Below are 16,200 nucleotides of genomic sequence, written 5' to 3'. Positions count from 1 at the left end.
TTCGCGCCTGAATTCTTTATTTAGTATTTTCCGATATTCAGCTTCCTGTCAGGACTGCATGCCATGCGACCGACATAAAACGGTCATGTGGAGGACGTTACGTGGATTATCGTGCAGGAAAAGCCAGCGTCTTCAGGTCCAGACCGCAGATCGGCAGCGTGACGCTGTGCATCCTGACCACGGCCTATCTGCTGGCGGTGACCAACACTACGTTCTGGATCAAGGCGCATGGCTATCTGGCAGATACCTCGCCATTGGCCTTCGGCCTGTTTGCGCTCGGCATTTCCGCCATGTGCCTGGCGATCCTCACGCTGTTCTCGGCAAAATATCTGGTAAAGCCGGTACTGATCTTCCTAGTGATCACCGCCTCGCTATCATCATGGTTTACCGACCAGTTCGGCACGATCATCGACCGGGAAATGATCCGCAATGCAGCGGTTTCGACCGGCGCGGAGACTGCTCATCTGCTCACGCCCCGTTTTATGATACATGTGGTTCTGACCGGTGTTTTGCCCTCGCTGCTGATCGTCTGGCTGCGGGTCCGCCACCGGCCTTTCCTCAGCAAAGTTGCCCATAATGCTGGCGTCATCATCGCCTGTGTCGCGGTGTTTGCCGCCGCCGCCTTCAGCGATTACCGAACCTTTGCAGGCGTCGGGCGCGCCCATAACGATATTCTCGACCGGCTGAACCCGTTCCTGCCGATTGCCAATGCGGTGCGCTATACCATCGATGCCAACCGCGACCGCAATATCGTGGCAGGGCCGATCGGCACCGACGCCCACCGGATCAATACCGCCGCCATCACCAAGCCGCGCGTCACGGTCATCGTTGCCGGGGAAACCGCACGGGCTGCGAATTTCTCGCTGGGCGGCTATGACCGCGATACCAATCCGCAGCTGAAAGCCCGGGGCGTGACCTATTTCAGCAACACGACCAGCTGCGGCACTGCAACCGCCGTCTCCATCCCCTGCATGTTCTCCGACCTCACACGGGCCAGCTATAGCCACCGCAAGGCCGCCGAGCGGCAAAACCTGCTGGATGTGCTGGGCTATGCCAAGGTCTCCGTGACCTGGCTGGACAATGACACCGGCCATTACAATGTCGCCGACCGGGTGCCCTATACGTTTCTGCCACCGTCTGCCGATCCGCGCTTTTGCAAGGATGGCGAATGTCTGGATGGCATCCTGACCGACAAGCTGAACGGCTGGCTGGACGGGATCAAGGGCGACAGCGTGCTGGTGCTGCATCAGCTTGGCAGTCACGGCCCTGCCTATTACGCCCGCTATCCGGAGGAATTCCGCAGGTTCCAGCCGGATTGCCGCGCCAATGATTTCGGCAAATGCAGCCCGCAGGAAATCCGCAACGCCTACGACAACACTATACTCTATACCGACCATATCGTTGCTGAGGTGATCGACACGCTGAAACAGCGGTCCGCCACGCTGGCTGGCGCCGTCGTTTATCTGTCCGACCATGGCGAGTCGCTTGGCGAAAACGGTATCTATCTGCATGGCATGCCCTATATGGTGGCGCCAACCGAACAGACCCATGTGCCGATGCTGTTCTGGCTGGCCGACGATCTGGCCAAGGATGCTGGATATGACCGGGCCTGCCTGGCAAAGACCACAGCCGAACCGCGCTCCCACGACAATCTGTTCCACAGCGTGCTGGGCCTGATGGATGTGGCGACCAAAGTGTACAATCCCGCCCTCGATGTGTTTTCCGGCTGCCGCCGTGCGCCGGGCGCCGTGGCAACTGCCGAACCGGTCAAGTAGCCGACACCAACGCCTGCTCTCAACTATTCGTGTCCGCGCCTTGAAAGAGCAGCGGCCGCGAGCAGATCTGTTAGGATATCTCGACAGGTTGCCAACCAACCCTGCCAAAGGCTCAACAGAAAGCAGCACCATGCTACGAACGACAATGGTACGATCGAAAACCACCCTCTCCCTTCTCGCAGGCAGCCTTCTGGCGCTGGGTATCGGCATGAGTGCAGAAGCGGCGGAAGCGTTGCGCATTCGCGGCACGGTCGAAAGCTTTGAGGGCAAGGTGCTGACCGTCAAGACCCGCGAGGGGGAAACGGCGAAGATTGCCCTGAAGGACGGCTGGAAAATCTCCAGCGTCGCCAAGGCCTCCGCCGATGCGATCAAGCCCGGCGATTTCGTCGGTATTGCCTCGGCCCCCAAATCGGATGGTGGCAACAATGCGCTGGAAGTGGTGATCTTTCCCGCCGCCATGAAAGGCACCGGCGAAGGCAGCCGCCCCTGGGATCTTCAGCCCGGCAGCACGATGACCAATGCCACCGTGGCCAATGCCGTCAAAGCCGTCGATGGCCCGACCCTGACCCTGACCTATAAGGGCGGCGAAAAGACCATCTCCATTCCCGAAGGCACGCCCATCGTCACCTTCGCCCCAGCCGTCGAAGCCGACCTGAAGAGCGGCGCCACCGTGTTCGTTAATGCCGAAAAAGCCGAGGACGGCACAATCGCCTCAAGCCGCGTGGTTGTCGGCACTAAGGGCGTCGTGCCGCCGATGTGATGCTACTAAGCTCTGGCTCTCGGCAGATTTCCGGTGGCCAGAGCTTACGTGCTTTGGCGAGGGCAAGCTTTAATAATAGCAGCCCCAAGGTCCGCAGCGACGATAGTAATGGTGCCGGTTGTCCAGGCTGGCACCAAGAACGGCACCTCCCAGGACGCCGATTGCTGCGCCGGCAGCCACATTGCTTTCAGCCTGCTTGGCCTGAATGCGATTGCTTTGATAGGTGGCCCCGACACATTTCTGATAGCGCGAGGTACCCGGCTTCAAGCCTTGCGCGCTACAGGTCATTTCCGCGTTGCTGGCAGATTCCTGAGGTGTCTGGCATGAGACCAGACCTGACAAAACCACCAGACTAAAAAGCCCATGCAAAACTCTTCTCATCAACATCTGTCCCCTATTCTCTCCACAATCCTGGCCACAATCCTGGCAGAAACTGCGATTTGATCGCTCCTGCCGGTCACCGCCGCAATCCTGCGGGGCAATGCCGGGTCATCCAGTGGCATGGGAGATAGAGGGAATCCATTAGCTCATGTGTTCTATTGGATTTGCAACCGCGCCTCCTTTATGATCACCCGCCAAAACCGGGCAGATGCCCGGCTTCGGCTCGTCTGTTCTGCGAAGGTTCGCTGTCGCGCATCCTCGTGTTCAGCAAGGAATCTTCGTCTTATAAGCTCACACCCGGCACATCCTCCAGCCGGGTCCACACGGGAATGCCCCGTTGGTTGGCAATCCGCACATCGTTGTCGGCGCCTTTGGAAGCACCGGGCAAGCGTAATACACCATCGCAAAGCGCCAGCAGCCGACCCGCGACCGGGTGGAAAATCTCCTCATAGAGCGCGTCGCCGACAGCCGTTCCACCCGCTGCATGCCAGATCGGCAGCGCCACCCATTCCCCGATCATCGGCACATGGCCCGCCTGAAACAGCGCATAGGACGGTGCCTCCAATGCCCTCAGGTTGGCCGCCATTTTCACCGGGTCGTCACCGGTGCCCGAGCGATAAGGGCCTGCAATCAAAATCAGCATTTCTCTCTCCATTAAACTGCATGAATATCCACAAATCTGCACGATTTCTGTTGAAAGTCGAGTCAAAATCGTCAATAAATATGACTATGTAAATTTTCAGGTAATTTCGTGCAATGCTGACTCATCAACGCAAGGCTCTCATTCTATCCCGGCTACAACGCGACGGACGGGTGATCGCCAAGGATTTTGCCGCTGAACTCGACCTGTCGGAAGACACCGTTCGCCGTGACATGCGCGACATGGCAGCAGTGGGATTGCTTGCGCGCGTGCATGGCGGTGCGTTGCCGCTTTCGCCTGACCTGCCGGATTTCTCGGCCCGGAAAAGCCGGGCGGGCAGTGAGAAACAGGCTTTGGCAACCCGTGCCGTAGCGCTGGTCCAGCCGGGGCAGATGATCTTTCTGGATGGTGGCACCACCAATGCCGAAATTGCCCGGTTGCTGCCGCAAAATCTCGGCCTGACGGTGATCACCCATAGCCCGACCATCGCTGTCGAACTGGAGAGGCGCAGCGATATCGAGGTTATCCTGATCGGCGGGCGGCTCTATCGGCATTCGATGGTGGCGGTGGGTGCAGTGGCGGCGGAGGCGATTGCAAGGCTGCGCCCGCATCTGTTCTTCCTGGGGGCGACATCCGTCCACCCACAGCATGGTGTGACCACTGGCGATGCCGAGGAAGCGGCGATCAAACGGCTGATCGCCTCGGTCAGTGCGGAAACCTATCTCTGCCTGACCGCGGAAAAGCTCGATACGCTATCGCCCTGCCAGATCCTGCCGCTCTCGGCCCTGGCGGGATTGATCGTTGGACCCAGTGTGGAGGCCGTGCGCCTTACCCCCTATCAGGCGACTGGGATCGCGCTTTTTCAGGCGTGACCAGCCGTCAGGATATGAAATCGCGATAGATCAGGAAAACAGCACGTCGGTCACTCTGACATCACCGACATGGCGGCCTGTCCAATTGTGCATCGGCTTGTTGGCCATGGCCATCAGGGCCAGCCGCTCGCAACTGTCCTTTTCGAAATAGCGGGCCAGCAGCGCCGTCACCATCGCCTCGGCGGCGCGGGTCGCGCCGTCATCCGCCTTGACCGCAATCGACAGGCCCTGTTGCGGCAGAATGGCGCAGAACACCCCTTCGGCACCGGTCTTGGCGAAGATCTTTCCCGGGGCGACCTGCATCATCTTCGTGCAGGCGCGTGCTGTACCCGCCACGTAATAAGGCTCCGCCATGCAGGCATCGATCAGCCGTCTGGAGGCTTTGGCGCGCACTGGCTCCAGCCCCTGTCCGGTCGCCATCCTGGCAAAACCATGGGCCAGCGCCTTCAGCGGCACAGCATAGGTGGGGATCGAGCAGCCGTCGGTGCCGCAATGGTCACGGTCCAGCACGGCCCCCGTCAGGCTTTCCATGGTCGCCCGGATATCGCGTTGCAGGGGGTGGTCGTATTCCACATAGCCTTCGACCTGATAGCCAGCATGTACGCAGGCGCAGACGAAACCGGCATGTTTACCGGAGCAATTGTTATGCAGCGCCTGCGGCTTTTCCAATGTGCGGGCCTGATGGATCAGGGTTTTCTGGTCGAAAGACCAATGAGCGCCGCATTCCAGCGCATCCACATCCAGCCCGGTCCGGGCCAGCATCAACGCCGCCAGCACCACATGCTCGTCCTCGCCGGAATGAGAGGAACAGGCCAACGCCAGCTCCTTGTCACCAAACCCATAGGCATCGGCCGCACCGCTTTCCACCAAAGGCAGGGCCTGCATGGCCTTGCAGGCCGAGCGCGGGAACACACCCGCCTCGATATCTCCGGCAGAAAACACCACCTGGCCATCGCCATCCACCACCACGGCTACGCCATAATGGCGGCTTTCGACGCGATTTCCGCGGGTGACTTCAACGGTAATGGGATTGTTCATGATAGCGAGGCCTTGGATGTTTGGCGATCCTGTTTGATTAACGCAGAATGCGACAGGGCGCATCCCTAAACAAGCTGGCGAGATTTTTGCGGCACCGTGCTTTTTTAAAGCCCGAATACACGGAGCACGAAGATAAGACAGCCACAAGCCAATCCAGTCTGACTGGTTCAATCTGAACCCGACAGACTCTAGGCTGTAGTGACAAATTAACGACTGGGATTCCCTTTCCGTCGCAAATCAGATTCAACGCTAACTTTTGGAGGTTTAGCGATGGATGGTGAGGTTCTCCGAGATGACCAGTGGGAGCGTTTGAAACCGTTTGTTCCCGGCGGTCGTAAAGGTAAACGCGGCCCACGCAGCGACGGTCGGCGGTTCTTTGATGCGATTTTATGGCTTGCCCGGTCTGGAGCCCGCTGGCGAGATCTGCCGGAAGACCGCTTCGGCTCTTATCAGGCAGTCAAACGGCGTTACTATCGTTGGATCGAGCAGGGCATTTTCGACGAGACTTTCGAGGCCGTCGCTGCGGACCCGGATTTGGAGTGGCTGTCCATCGACGCCACTGTGATCCGGGCTCAGGCGCAAGCCGCTGGCGGACGCCGAAAAAGGGGGGACCGCAAGCCCAGGCTCTCGGTCGCTCCAGAGGTGGATTTGGCTGCAAAATCCATGCGGTCGTTGATGCGCTAGGGTTGCCGGTTCGTTTTCAACTCGGGCCCGGACAGCAAAATGACATGGCTCCAGCCTGCGACCTCGTTCGGGGACTGCCAGCTCAAAAGGTGCTTGCAGACCGTGCCTATGATGCCGATCATCTGCACGATGTCATTCTCGAACAAGGCGGTGAACCGGTCATTCCGCCGCGACGGCATCGCAAGTACCAGCATGCCTATGATCGCATCGCTTACAGGCAGAGATGGGGTATTGAGAGCTTCTTTGCCAAGCTCAAGCAGTGGCGGCGTATCGCCACGCGATATGACAAACTCGCCGCCAACTTTCTCGGGTTCATTAAGCTCGCCAGCATAATGCTATGGATCAAATGATTAAATTGTCACTACAGCCTAGAACGGCATTGACCGGATCGGCAGGGCCGGCACGTCGATATGGTCAGGCGCCAGCCCAGCCCTGGCCCGCGCCACCATCATCTCATAGGCGCTTTCCAGATGCCGGGTGAAGCGCTCGGTGTCGAACAAAGGCTCCTTACGGCGGTTCGCTTCGAGCTTTTGTTTCAGGGCGACGATCTTTTCCGGATGAGCGGCGAACTCTACCGCCCTTTCGACAAACTCTTCACCGTCCCGCGCCACCAGTTCGGGCAGTCCGATGGCCGTAAGCAAGCTCTCGGATACCCGCGAAGCAAAGCTCTGGCCTTTTTTGGTCAGGACCGGCAGGCCTCCCCAGAGCAGATCCGAGGTCGTGGTATGGCCGTTATATGGGAAGGTATCGAGCGCCAGATCGGCAAGGCCCACCCGGCTGAGATGATCGGGATAGTCCGCGCCTTCGGCAAAAACGATACGCTCACGGCCAATGCCGAGGCGGGCGAATTCCTCGGCGAAATTGGCCTGCAATTGCGGCCCGCTGCACAATATCCACAACAGGCTATCCGGCACGGTTTTCATGATGGAGGCCCATAGCGAGATGCTTTGCGGACTGATCTTGGCGGGAGAATTGAAGGAAGCAAAAACCAAGGCCTCGTCAGGCAGCCCGTGATCGGACCGCTTCATGAGTTTGGCGCGCGGCTTGGTCAGGCTGCAATTACCCTGATAGGTTTCCGGCAGGCGGCAGAGCTTTTCCTCAAACCAGGGCTTGGCATCGTCAGGTGTGACGATGGGGTCGGTAATGTGATAATCGAGACCGGCACCGCGCACCGAGCCGGGATAGCCGATCCAGGTCGCCTTGACCGGCGCATCCGAAAGAGCAACGGCGGCAAGCCGGTTGCCCGCCGTGTGTCCCTTCAGGTCGATGAGAATATCGATACCGCGCCGGCTGATGTCCTGGGCGATCCCGTTATGATCCATCTGGCCGACGGCGATAATTTCCGATTGCAGCACCGGGTCCCAGGTCTTTTGGATCGCCGCCTGACCAGGTGGCGTGTGGCAAAAGAACGTAATGTCGAAACGGCTACGGTCATGCGCCAGAAAGACATCGTAAAGAAGAAACATGGTGGCGTGGATGGTCAGATCCGAAGAGAGATACCCGATCTTGAGTTTTTCGCCCAAAGGACGAATGGCGCGCCGGGGCATCGCAGCGCTCACATTACGCTGAAGCAGGTCAGTGCCGCCGCAAGGACCGTTGATCACCGCCTGATCGTCACTCCAGTAGCAGCGCGACAGAGGCTGGTCGCGATAGAGAATTTCCGCCGTCAACGGATCATCAGGCGTCTTCATCATCTCAAGCCATTGCCTTTCCACCGGAAAGACCAGGCTGGAGCGGCAGAACTTGAAATAATTCACCGCGATAAAACTGTCCTCGGGGCTTTCCGCATAGCGCTTTTCGATGATCGGCTTCAGTTTTTCCGGTTTGCGGGTCAATTGGTAGTGGTTGACGATGATCTGCAAATGCCAATTATTGGCCGGATCGAGAAGCGGCACCAGTTCATCCAGTGGCGGATGCATACCTGCCCCCAGCAGCATATTGGCGAGCTCGCTGACGAAACCCGCATCGTCGGTATTGGCGCGCGCTGCCGCAACAGCGATGCCTTCCAGAAGATCGGCCCGCCGCTCGGCCAGATAGAGCTTGGCGGCGAATTTCAGGAATTCGGCGCGCTTTTCCGGCAAAGCCGCGGCCGACCGGGCGAAGGCTTGCGCCGCCTCGATTTTCTGGCCGAGCTTCAGATGGATATTAGCGGCGAGCATTTCGGCCTGCCCGGCTTTTCCGGCCCGCGCCAATTGCCTGGCTGCCGCCTGCGCATGGCCCAGAGCCTTATCAAACGCGCCCTGCCGATAGGCATTAAGCGCCAAATCCATATCTTGAGCCATGATCCGCCAAGCCACCTGCATGTTAAATCCATGCGACGGCAGAAAAATGCCGTAGCGTCATGTCGGATAGAGGAAAACCATTGCCCGAGGCTTGCCCGCACACAGCGTTAAACAATTACCCCGGTAAGACCGGAACGTCGATCCGGGCGGGCGCAAGGCCAGCACGGGCGCGCTCCGCCATCATCTCATAGGCTCGCTCCAGATGCCGGGTGAAGCGAAGCGTATCAAACAGCGGCGCGGCATGGCGGTTGGCGGCAAGGTGGTTTTTCAGCGCCGCGATCTTGTCCGGTTGCCGGGCCAGCTCTGCGGCCAGACTGACGAAAGCCTCCTCATCATCAGCCACCAGTTGCTCGAGGCCGACAGCCTTTAACAAGCTTTCCGATACGCGAGCGGCAAAGCAGTGACCCCGCTTGGTCAAGACCGGTAATCCGCTCCAGAGCATGTCCGACGTTGTGGTGTGACCGTTATAGGGAAAGGTATCGAGCGCCAGATCGGCCAGTGGCAGCCGGTGGACGTGGTCGCCATAATCCTGCTTGCCGGCAAACAGGATGCGGGCCGGATCGATGCCCTCAGCCGCAAACGCCGCTTCCAGGTTGGTTCTCGCAAAGGCATCCGGGCATAACATCCACAACAGGCTGTCGGGGGCTGACCGCAACACCCTGGCCCACAAGGCCAACGTCTGCGGCGTGATCTTTTGGACGCCGTTGAAAGAGGCAAAAACGAAAGCCCGCTCCGGCAACCCGTGATCAGCACGCCGTGTCGGCTTCGGCTGCGGACGGCTGGCTGCGCTGTTGGCCTGATAGCACTCCGGCAGGCGGCAGAATTTTTCCTGGTAAAAAGCCTCGGCACTATCAGGCGTCACCACCGGATCGGTGATGGCATAATCCAGATCGACGCCGGACACCGGGCCGGGAAAGCCGAGATAGGTTGCTTTAACTGGCGCCGACGACAGATTGACGATGCCGAGCCTGGCACCCGGCGTATGGCCTTTCAGATCGACCAGAATATCGACCTGTTGACGGTCGATTTCGCCAGCCGCCGCCTCGTCGGAAAGATCGCGCAGGCTGACAAGTTCGCGGCGCAGCTGCTCCGGCATCGCCTGCTGATCGGCGCTGTAGGTCTTTGCAGTATAGCAGAACAGCGTGATCCTGAACCGGATGCGATCATGGGCCAGCAGGCTGTCGAGAAACAGCGTCATGGTTGCATGGGCGTGAAAATCGCTGGAGAGATAGCCGATATGCAGGGGTTGTTCAGCCATTCCGATTTTCCGCCGCGGCTGGCGGGCGGCAAAGCTTTTCGCCAGCGCCAGATGCTCGCGCACGGGCTTGGCCTGCACACTCTGGTCTTCGCACCAGAGCACACGGGACAGCGCCTGCTCGACCTGCAAGATAGCGCGCGCGTAAGGCTCGTCCGGGGCTGCCATCAACGCCTGATGACGGGCAATGGTGGCGAGATCGACCAGATCATGGGCGCTGGCAAAGCGCAGGCCTTCGATGGCCACATCGTCAGGCACGGTTTCGCGGGCCTCGTCCAGCAGCGCTTTCAGCTCCGGCAATTGCCAATTGGCGCGGTAGAAACTGGCGGCAAAAAACATCGCCGGGCCGCTCGCCCGGTCGAGAAAAGGGATCAGTTGCGTCACCGCCTGGCGGGCAGCATTGTCCCAGGGGGCCAGCAGGGTCTGCGCCATGACCAGCACGAAGGCCGGATCGGCGCGGTTGAGAAGGCCCGCCTCCAACCCGATCCGGCGGACATCATCCGCCTGTCCGGCCTGGAGAAACAGCGTCGCCGCCAGCTTCAAAAAGGCAGGGGCCTCAGCGCGATTGGCCTGTGCCGCCTGGACAAAAGCGGTGGCGGCAGCTGGCTTATCGCCGCGCTTCAGCAGAATATTGCCGACCAGGGCCTGCGCCATCGCATGGTTGGGCGCTTTTTTGGCAATCACACAACGCGCCGCACCCAGCGCCGCGTCGAAATCCCCGGCCTGATAAGCCTTTACCGCCGTATCAAACGTGGCCATGGTCTGCCTCTTGCGGCGTGAAAAACGGCTCGTTGCGGGCAGGCAAGGCCGGAACATCGATATGATCGGGTTGAAGACCCGCCCGCGCCCGCTCCACCATCATCTCATAGCCGCGCTCCAGATGGCGGGTGAAGCGCTCGGCATCAAACAGCGGCGCGGTTAAAATCTGGGTGCTCAGACGCATCCGAAGCGCTTCCAGCCGGTCTGGATGCTCGGCGAAATCGGCAGCGCGGGCGACAAAATCATCCGCATCCTGCGCCACCAGTTCCGGCAAGCCCACGGCCTTCAGCAGGCTTTCGGAGACCCGGCCCGCGAATGCCTTACCCTTCTTCGTCAGGACAGGAACCCCCGCCCACAGCGCATCGGATGTGGTGGTGTGGCCGTTGTAGATAAAGGTGTCGAGCACCAGATCGGTTGCCGACATCCGAGCCAAAAACTCCGCACCTGGACAATTCTCGAAGAAGATCAATCGCCCGGCATCGATGCCCTGTTGGGCGAAGGCGACGCGCAGATTGCCGGCAACAACCGGCCGCGCGCAGCTTACCGCGAGCATCGCCTCTGGCACGCGCTCCAGCACCTGCGACCAGAGACGGATTGCTTGACGGTCGATTTTCTGCGACGCATTGAAGGAGCCGAAAACGAACCGGCCCTGTGGCAACCCAACCGACTCGCGGCTTGCCCTCTTTTGCCAAGTCCGGCGAGACATGCTGTTGGCCATATAGGTTTCCGGCAAGCGGCAGAGCTTTTCCTGATAATAAGGCTTGCTGCTATCGGGGGTGACGATCGAATCGGTGATTGCATAGTCTAGATCGACCCCCACCACCGCGGCGGGAAATCCCAGATAGGTGACTTTGATCGGCGCATCGCAAAGGTCAACGACATCGAGCCTTGCCTGCGCCGTATGCCCATTCAGATCCACCAATATATCCACCTCATTCTGGCGGATCCACTGGATAATGGCCTCGCTGGACATGTCGCGAACCCGGACGACTTCGCTACGCACTTGGTCCGGCCACGTCGATTGATAGACCTCAGAACCGGCAGGAGAGTTACACAGCAGGATAATCTCGAATCGCGAACGGTCATGCCACAACAGCGTGTCCTGAAACAACGTCATGATCGCATGAACACGAAAATCGCTGGACAAATAGGCGATACGAATCCGGCCCTGTGGGCGGATCGCCCGGCGCGATAGAGGTTCTGCCACTTGCGCGCGGTGACGCATGACTTCAAGCGCTCCGAAAAACGGCTTTGCTGCCTCGCCCTCGTCATCGGTGCGCACGATCCTCGCCCAGCCCAACTCGAAAGCTGCCAGACGCTCCCCGAAACCCGGCTCCTGCAATCGTGTCGCGAAATGATCCGTCACAGCGAAATCGCAACGCTCCTGGGCGCGCAGAAACAGAGCAGAGAGCAGGAAAGCATTATTGGGGTAGCGCGCGGCATTGGCCAGCAGAACGGGATATAACCCGTCTCTGTCCGTCGATGTGGCAAGGAAAGCAATGAGAAGATTGAGATGTGGACGCTTTTCGCAATCCAGGCCGCCGATGATCGGATGGGCCTCGCCGAGCCGCCCAAGCGTGGACAAGGCGGTCACGACCTTGAACACCGCCGTCTGATGATCGGCAAGCCGTTTTGCAACGAGATCGACAAGCCCGGCCAGCGCCTCGAACTGGCTCTGCGAAAATAGCAGATCGATGGCGAGCACCAGACAGTCACTCGCCTTGGCCGATGCGCTGTGCGCCACGCTCACAAACGCCTTGGCCGCCCCGGCTCTGTCCCCCACCTTCAGCCGGATGCCGCCGGTGAGGAAATCCAGATCGGCTATCCGGTCCGGGTCCGTTTCCTGCGTCGCATCGGCCAGCGCCAGCGCCTCGGCCAGATCGCCGCTTTGATAGGCCGAAAGTACCAGTTCAAGGGTAGCCACGCGATGCTCCAACATTAAACACCCATGCCACCAGAATTATCGAATTCACAAGGCAACACCGGGTTCCAACGCCGGATACAGAAAGCCCGGCACCGTCATCCATAAAAACAAGAGTTTGCGCGGGGCTGGAGCCGCCTTCACCTGCAAGCAAACATCCATAAGCCAGACAGCAAAAAGGGCCGCTTTCGCGACCCTTTCCTCCTGGCCTTGCGGCCATGAATTTTGTATGAGTTTGGCCTGACTGAAGACCCGGCGGCACAGCTGCCGCCGAAGGAAGATGGGATCAGATCGAGGGCTGCCCCTTTCCGACCATCACCTTCCCAAAGCCTTTAACGCAGACCGAAATCTCATTAGACATTGGATCACCTTCCTTTCTTTCTGTTGACGTTGATAAGAAGGTAGGCCCGATTTTGCGGAATTTCAAGCGCCGTCTTCCAAAAGGTAGAAATGGAACAAAGGCCCAACAGGCGGAGCCAGCGTTACGATGCGCCTCAGAACTCCTCCCAATCCTTTTCCATCGCCAGCGCTGCATTGCCCTGGCTGGCGGACATGGGCCTCCGCCTCGTGCGGGCAGAGGTCAGAGCCGACCGGGATGAGGCCGAGACCTGAGCACCGGTGTTTACCTTGAAACGCGCCACCAGCGTGGAGAGATTGCTCGCCTCGTCGGCCAGCTTGTTGGTCGCGGCGGTCGATTCCTCGACCATGGCCGCGTTCTGTTGTGTCGTCTGATCCATCTGGTTAATGGCGGTATTGACCTCGCCCAGACCGGTCGATTGCTCCCTGGCGGCCTGCGCGATGGAATGGACATGTTCGTTGATCTTCACGACATGGCTGCCGATAGTGCCCAGAACGTCGCCCGTCTCCGTCACCAGGGCCACGCCGCCGGCCACCTCGTTGCGGGAACGGGTGATGAGCGTCTTGATGTCCTTGGCGGCGCCTGCCGAGCGTTGCGCCAGTTCGCGCACTTCCTGGGCGACCACGGCAAAGCCCTTGCCAGCCTCGCCGGCACGGGCCGCTTCCACACCGGCATTCAGCGCCAGAAGATTGGTCTGGAAAGCGATTTCGTCGATGACATTGATGATGGTGCCGATCTCGTTGGATGCCTGCTCTATGCGCTCCATGGCGGCAACCGTGTTTCTGACCACCTCGCGGGACTGTTCGGTACTTTGACGCGCCTGGGCAACCATCTCGGCGGCCTCAGCCGAACGGTCCGTGGAACTCTTGACGGCGGAGGTGATCTCCTCGAGCGCCGCCGCAGTTTCCTCCAGAGAGGCCGCCTGCTGCTCCGAACGCTTGGACAGATCGGAAGAGGCATGACGTAACTCGCCCGCGCCGCTATTGATCATGTCGATAGCGCCACGGACTTCCGTCATCACCAGTCGCAGGTTCTCCATGGTCGCGTTCATGTTTTTCTGCAAATTGAGGAACACGCCTTTGAACTCACCGCGCATGGCTTCGGTCAGGTCGCCTTCGGCCAGAGCCGCGACCACGCGATTGGTTTCAGCCACGCCCAGATCGACAGAGGTCACCAACTGGTTGACGCTGGCAGCGAAGCGATTCAGATCCTCGTTGTCATAGTGCTTCTGAATGCGAGCGGAAAAATCGCCCGCAACAGCCGACGATACGACGTGGGAAATATTGCTCTGTAAGTCCGCATTCTGAGCCTGAAGGGCGACTTCCTGCGCATTGAGATCACGGACCTTTTCTGCATTCTGCTTGAACACCAGCACGGCGCGGGCCATGTCGCCGATCTCATCCTTGTTTTCGGCATAGGGAATGGTTTTGGACAGATCGCCCTTGGCCAGGTCTGCCATGCAATCGGTGATACGCTCGATGGGCGTCGCAATCGCCCGGCGTCCGAAGAGCGCCGAGCCGATCATCAGCATCACCAGCAAAACCGAGAGGCAGAGAGTGATCACTGAGGCGGTATTTTGCAGATGAAGGCGCTCTTCGTTGGTCTCCTCGACCTGCTGCTTGACAGCAATCACCGTCTCATCGACAAGGGCGGCCAGTTCGTCATTCATTTTTTTCAGAGGCGGCAGGCTGGCGGAGACATCTGCCGAAGAACGACCGATGACGGTTACCAATTGGGTGATGGCCGCGCTGTAATTGGTCAGCAGTTCGCCAATGCGGCGTGCACGCTCCTGATTGGCGGGCAATCGCATGTCGGCTCTGGCGATGTTTAGATATTTCTCGGCGGAACTGCGTCGTTGCTGGAAATACTCGACTGCGGCTTGTTGCTGCTGCTGGGACGTTGCCAGGCGCAGTTCGCCCACACCGATATCCATGCCGCGCAGGGACGCTTTCATATCAATGATATTACGGGCGATCCCGGCCTGTACCTGGCCCTGGGTGACAGCCCTGTCAACCGCTTGCGACAAAAGCCATCCAGCAACCGAAATGATAATGACAAGGACAATGCCCGCGCCGGACATGACCGAGAGTTTACTACCGATACGTGTGACACCAAATGCCATGAAGATTGACCTTGCCAAACAAAAGAGCTGTCATGCTTTCTTCAAGGCGGATTGGGCAAATCATTTGCTGGAATGGAAAACCGCATTAGCAAAGCCAGACCACTGTGTACGAATAGATTTAATAAGCACTTAAAAAACAATCATATGCGGCACTATTGCGAATGTTTTATGACAACCTCATCCGAATGACTCGCCCCCCAAACGACAAGCTAAAGAGGCAATTTTAACCACCTGCTCGGACGTGACCGGAAACATCTTTCAAAGCGCCAGCACAATCTTGCCGATATGTGTGCTGTCTTCCATCAGCCGATGCGCATCCGCCACCTTGTCGAATGGCAGAACGGTATGAATGACCGGGGCGACGGTGCCCTGCTCCAGAAGCGGCCAGGCGCTCGCCAGCAGGTCGTCGCGGATAGCGCGTTTTTCTTCCGCCGTGCGCGGGCGCATCGTTGAGCCCGTCACCGTCAGGCGTTTGACCATGATCGGTCCGAGATTGACCTTTTCGGCCACGGCACCGCCCAGAAAAGCAATGATCGACAGGCAACCGTCCTTGGCCAGCGAGGCAATATTCTTGTCGAAATAGGACGCGCCGATCATATCGAGGATGATGTCGACACCCTTACCATCCGTCTCAGACTTCACCACCTCGGCGAAATCCTCACTCCGGTAATTGATGGCCCGGCGAGCGCCGAGCTTGAGGCAGGCCTCGGCCTTTTCAGCCGAGCCAACCGTGGTCAGCACGTCGGCACCGAAAGCGCGGGCAAGCTGGATGGCCGTGGTACCAATGCCCGAGGAGCCGCCATGGATGAGGACCGTTTCGCCTTCGGTCAGCCCCGCCATCTGGAACAGGTTGGCCCAGACGGTGAAGAAGGTTTCCGGCACCGCCGCTGCTTTCACCGCATCGAATCCCCTGGGCCACGGCAGGCTCTGGCCTTCCGGCAGGATGCAAAATTCGGCATAACCGCCGCCATTGGCCAATCCGCAAACCTTGTCGCCAATGGCAAAGTCGCTGACCCCTTCGCCCAGCGCCACCACCGTGCCGGCCACTTCCAGGCCGAGAACAGGGCTTGCGCCCTTCGGCGGCGGATAGCTGCCCTGTCGTTGGGCCACATCCGGCCGGTTAATGCCTGCCGCCTCGACCTTGACAAGGATTTCACCGGCTGCTGGGGCTGGCAGCGGCCCGGTTGCGATGGTCATCACATCAGGTCCGCCGGGGGATGCGACATCGACATAGCGCATGTGAGTGGGAAGCGTCATAGGACCGGATCTCCGCGTTATCTTCGTTGGGAACGGAGATAGGCTTCCATCCGGCATTTGAAAAGGAGGCCCATTGACGCGGACGCTCTTCGAGGG

12 protein-coding genes are annotated in these 16,200 nt (G+C 59.3%); 4 read left to right on the top strand and 8 right to left on the bottom strand.

Annotated elements, in window-relative coordinates; genetic code table 11:
- Positions 1 to 101 precede the first annotated feature (101 nt).
- Both FS819_RS03100 and FS819_RS03095 read left to right on the top strand, forming a co-directional pair.
- On the top strand, positions 102 to 1,775 hold the full coding sequence (locus FS819_RS03100) for a phosphoethanolamine transferase (protein ID WP_234624856.1): 1,674 nt from the start codon (positions 102 to 104) through the stop codon (positions 1,773 to 1,775).
- A gap of 145 nt (positions 1,776 to 1,920) precedes the next feature.
- Positions 1,921 to 2,535, top strand: coding sequence for a hypothetical protein (locus tag FS819_RS03095; protein ID WP_234624855.1), 615 nt, complete (start codon positions 1,921 to 1,923; stop codon positions 2,533 to 2,535).
- A 69-nt stretch (positions 2,536 to 2,604) separates the two neighbouring features.
- Here the strand turns inward: FS819_RS03095 and FS819_RS03090 are convergent, their stop codons facing one another.
- A complete protein-coding gene (locus tag FS819_RS03090; RefSeq protein ID WP_156537712.1) occupies positions 2,605 to 2,916 on the bottom strand; it encodes a hypothetical protein in 312 nt (103 codons plus the stop codon).
- Positions 2,917 to 3,199: 283 nt separating this feature from the next.
- On the bottom strand, positions 3,200 to 3,559 hold the full coding sequence (locus tag FS819_RS03085; protein ID WP_156550449.1) for a DUF4406 domain-containing protein: 360 nt from the start codon (positions 3,557 to 3,559) through the stop codon (positions 3,200 to 3,202).
- 113 nt (positions 3,560 to 3,672) lie between these two features.
- On the opposite strand from FS819_RS03085, the gene FS819_RS03080 reads away from it, so the two are divergent.
- Positions 3,673 to 4,428, top strand: coding sequence for a DeoR/GlpR family DNA-binding transcription regulator (locus FS819_RS03080; RefSeq protein WP_156550448.1), 756 nt, complete (start codon positions 3,673 to 3,675; stop codon positions 4,426 to 4,428).
- Positions 4,429 to 4,458: 30 nt separating this feature from the next.
- On the opposite strand, the gene FS819_RS03075 is transcribed toward FS819_RS03080, so the two are convergent.
- On the bottom strand, positions 4,459 to 5,466 hold the full coding sequence (locus FS819_RS03075; RefSeq protein ID WP_156550447.1) for an asparaginase: 1,008 nt from the start codon (positions 5,464 to 5,466) through the stop codon (positions 4,459 to 4,461).
- A gap of 270 nt (positions 5,467 to 5,736) precedes the next feature.
- Here FS819_RS03075 and FS819_RS03070 point away from each other — a divergent pair.
- Positions 5,737 to 6,500, top strand: a protein-coding gene (locus FS819_RS03070; protein ID WP_498724262.1) for an IS5 family transposase whose coding sequence is annotated in 2 segments (ribosomal slippage) — positions 5,737 to 6,064 and positions 6,064 to 6,500 — 765 coding nt in all. Because the reading frame shifts where the segments join, the coding sequence is not laid out codon by codon here.
- A gap of 18 nt (positions 6,501 to 6,518) precedes the next feature.
- On the opposite strand, the gene FS819_RS03065 is transcribed toward FS819_RS03070, so the two are convergent.
- From FS819_RS03065 to FS819_RS03045, 5 genes are all read right to left on the bottom strand, one after another.
- Positions 6,519 to 8,432, bottom strand: coding sequence for an O-linked N-acetylglucosamine transferase, SPINDLY family protein (locus FS819_RS03065; RefSeq protein WP_197434175.1), 1,914 nt, complete (start codon positions 8,430 to 8,432; stop codon positions 6,519 to 6,521).
- 115 nt (positions 8,433 to 8,547) lie between these two features.
- Complete coding sequence (locus tag FS819_RS03060; RefSeq protein ID WP_197434176.1) at positions 8,548 to 10,446, bottom strand: O-linked N-acetylglucosamine transferase, SPINDLY family protein; 1,899 nt, start codon at positions 10,444 to 10,446, stop codon at positions 8,548 to 8,550.
- Positions 10,433 to 12,370 carry an O-linked N-acetylglucosamine transferase, SPINDLY family protein gene (locus tag FS819_RS03055; protein WP_197434177.1) on the bottom strand — a complete coding sequence of 646 codons (1,938 nt, stop codon included), beginning with the start codon at positions 12,368 to 12,370 and terminating at the stop codon, positions 10,433 to 10,435. The genes FS819_RS03060 and FS819_RS03055 overlap by 14 nt, the downstream gene beginning before the upstream one ends.
- Positions 12,371 to 12,861: 491 nt before the next feature.
- The gene (locus tag FS819_RS03050) at positions 12,862 to 14,847 is read right to left on the bottom strand and encodes a methyl-accepting chemotaxis protein (RefSeq protein ID WP_156548230.1); all 1,986 of its coding nucleotides are present in this window, start codon (positions 14,845 to 14,847) and stop codon (positions 12,862 to 12,864) included.
- Between the two features lie 258 nt (positions 14,848 to 15,105).
- Positions 15,106 to 16,104 (bottom strand): NAD(P)H-quinone oxidoreductase, encoded by a 999-nt coding sequence (locus FS819_RS03045; protein ID WP_156548232.1) that lies wholly within the window; start codon positions 16,102 to 16,104, stop codon positions 15,106 to 15,108.
- Positions 16,105 to 16,200: the final 96 nt, after the last annotated feature.

The organism is Allorhizobium sp. Av2 (assembly GCF_021462805.2).
Taxonomy (GTDB): domain Bacteria; phylum Pseudomonadota; class Alphaproteobacteria; order Rhizobiales; family Rhizobiaceae; genus Allorhizobium; species Allorhizobium vitis_G.
This window is presented reverse-complemented; position numbering and strand designations above follow the sequence as displayed.

What these genes read in the sequence shown, in the direction of transcription:
- FS819_RS03095 (WP_234624855.1), top strand. Translation starts at nt 1,921, where the DNA reads ATGGTACGATCGAAAACCACCCTCTCCCTTCTCGCAGGCAGCCTTCTG.
- FS819_RS03090 (WP_156537712.1), bottom strand. Translation starts at nt 2,916, where the DNA reads ATGAGAAGAGTTTTGCATGGGCTTTTTAGTCTGGTGGTTTTGTCAGGT.
- FS819_RS03085 (WP_156550449.1), bottom strand. Translation starts at nt 3,559, where the DNA reads ATGCTGATTTTGATTGCAGGCCCTTATCGCTCGGGCACCGGTGACGAC.
- FS819_RS03080 (WP_156550448.1), top strand. Translation starts at nt 3,673, where the DNA reads ATGCTGACTCATCAACGCAAGGCTCTCATTCTATCCCGGCTACAACGC.
- FS819_RS03075 (WP_156550447.1), bottom strand. Translation starts at nt 5,466, where the DNA reads ATGAACAATCCCATTACCGTTGAAGTCACCCGCGGAAATCGCGTCGAA.
- FS819_RS03065 (WP_197434175.1), bottom strand. Translation starts at nt 8,432, where the DNA reads ATGGCTCAAGATATGGATTTGGCGCTTAATGCCTATCGGCAGGGCGCG.
- FS819_RS03060 (WP_197434176.1), bottom strand. Translation starts at nt 10,446, where the DNA reads ATGGCCACGTTTGATACGGCGGTAAAGGCTTATCAGGCCGGGGATTTC.
- FS819_RS03050 (WP_156548230.1), bottom strand. Translation starts at nt 14,847, where the DNA reads ATGGCATTTGGTGTCACACGTATCGGTAGTAAACTCTCGGTCATGTCC.
- FS819_RS03045 (WP_156548232.1), bottom strand. Translation starts at nt 16,104, where the DNA reads ATGACGCTTCCCACTCACATGCGCTATGTCGATGTCGCATCCCCCGGC.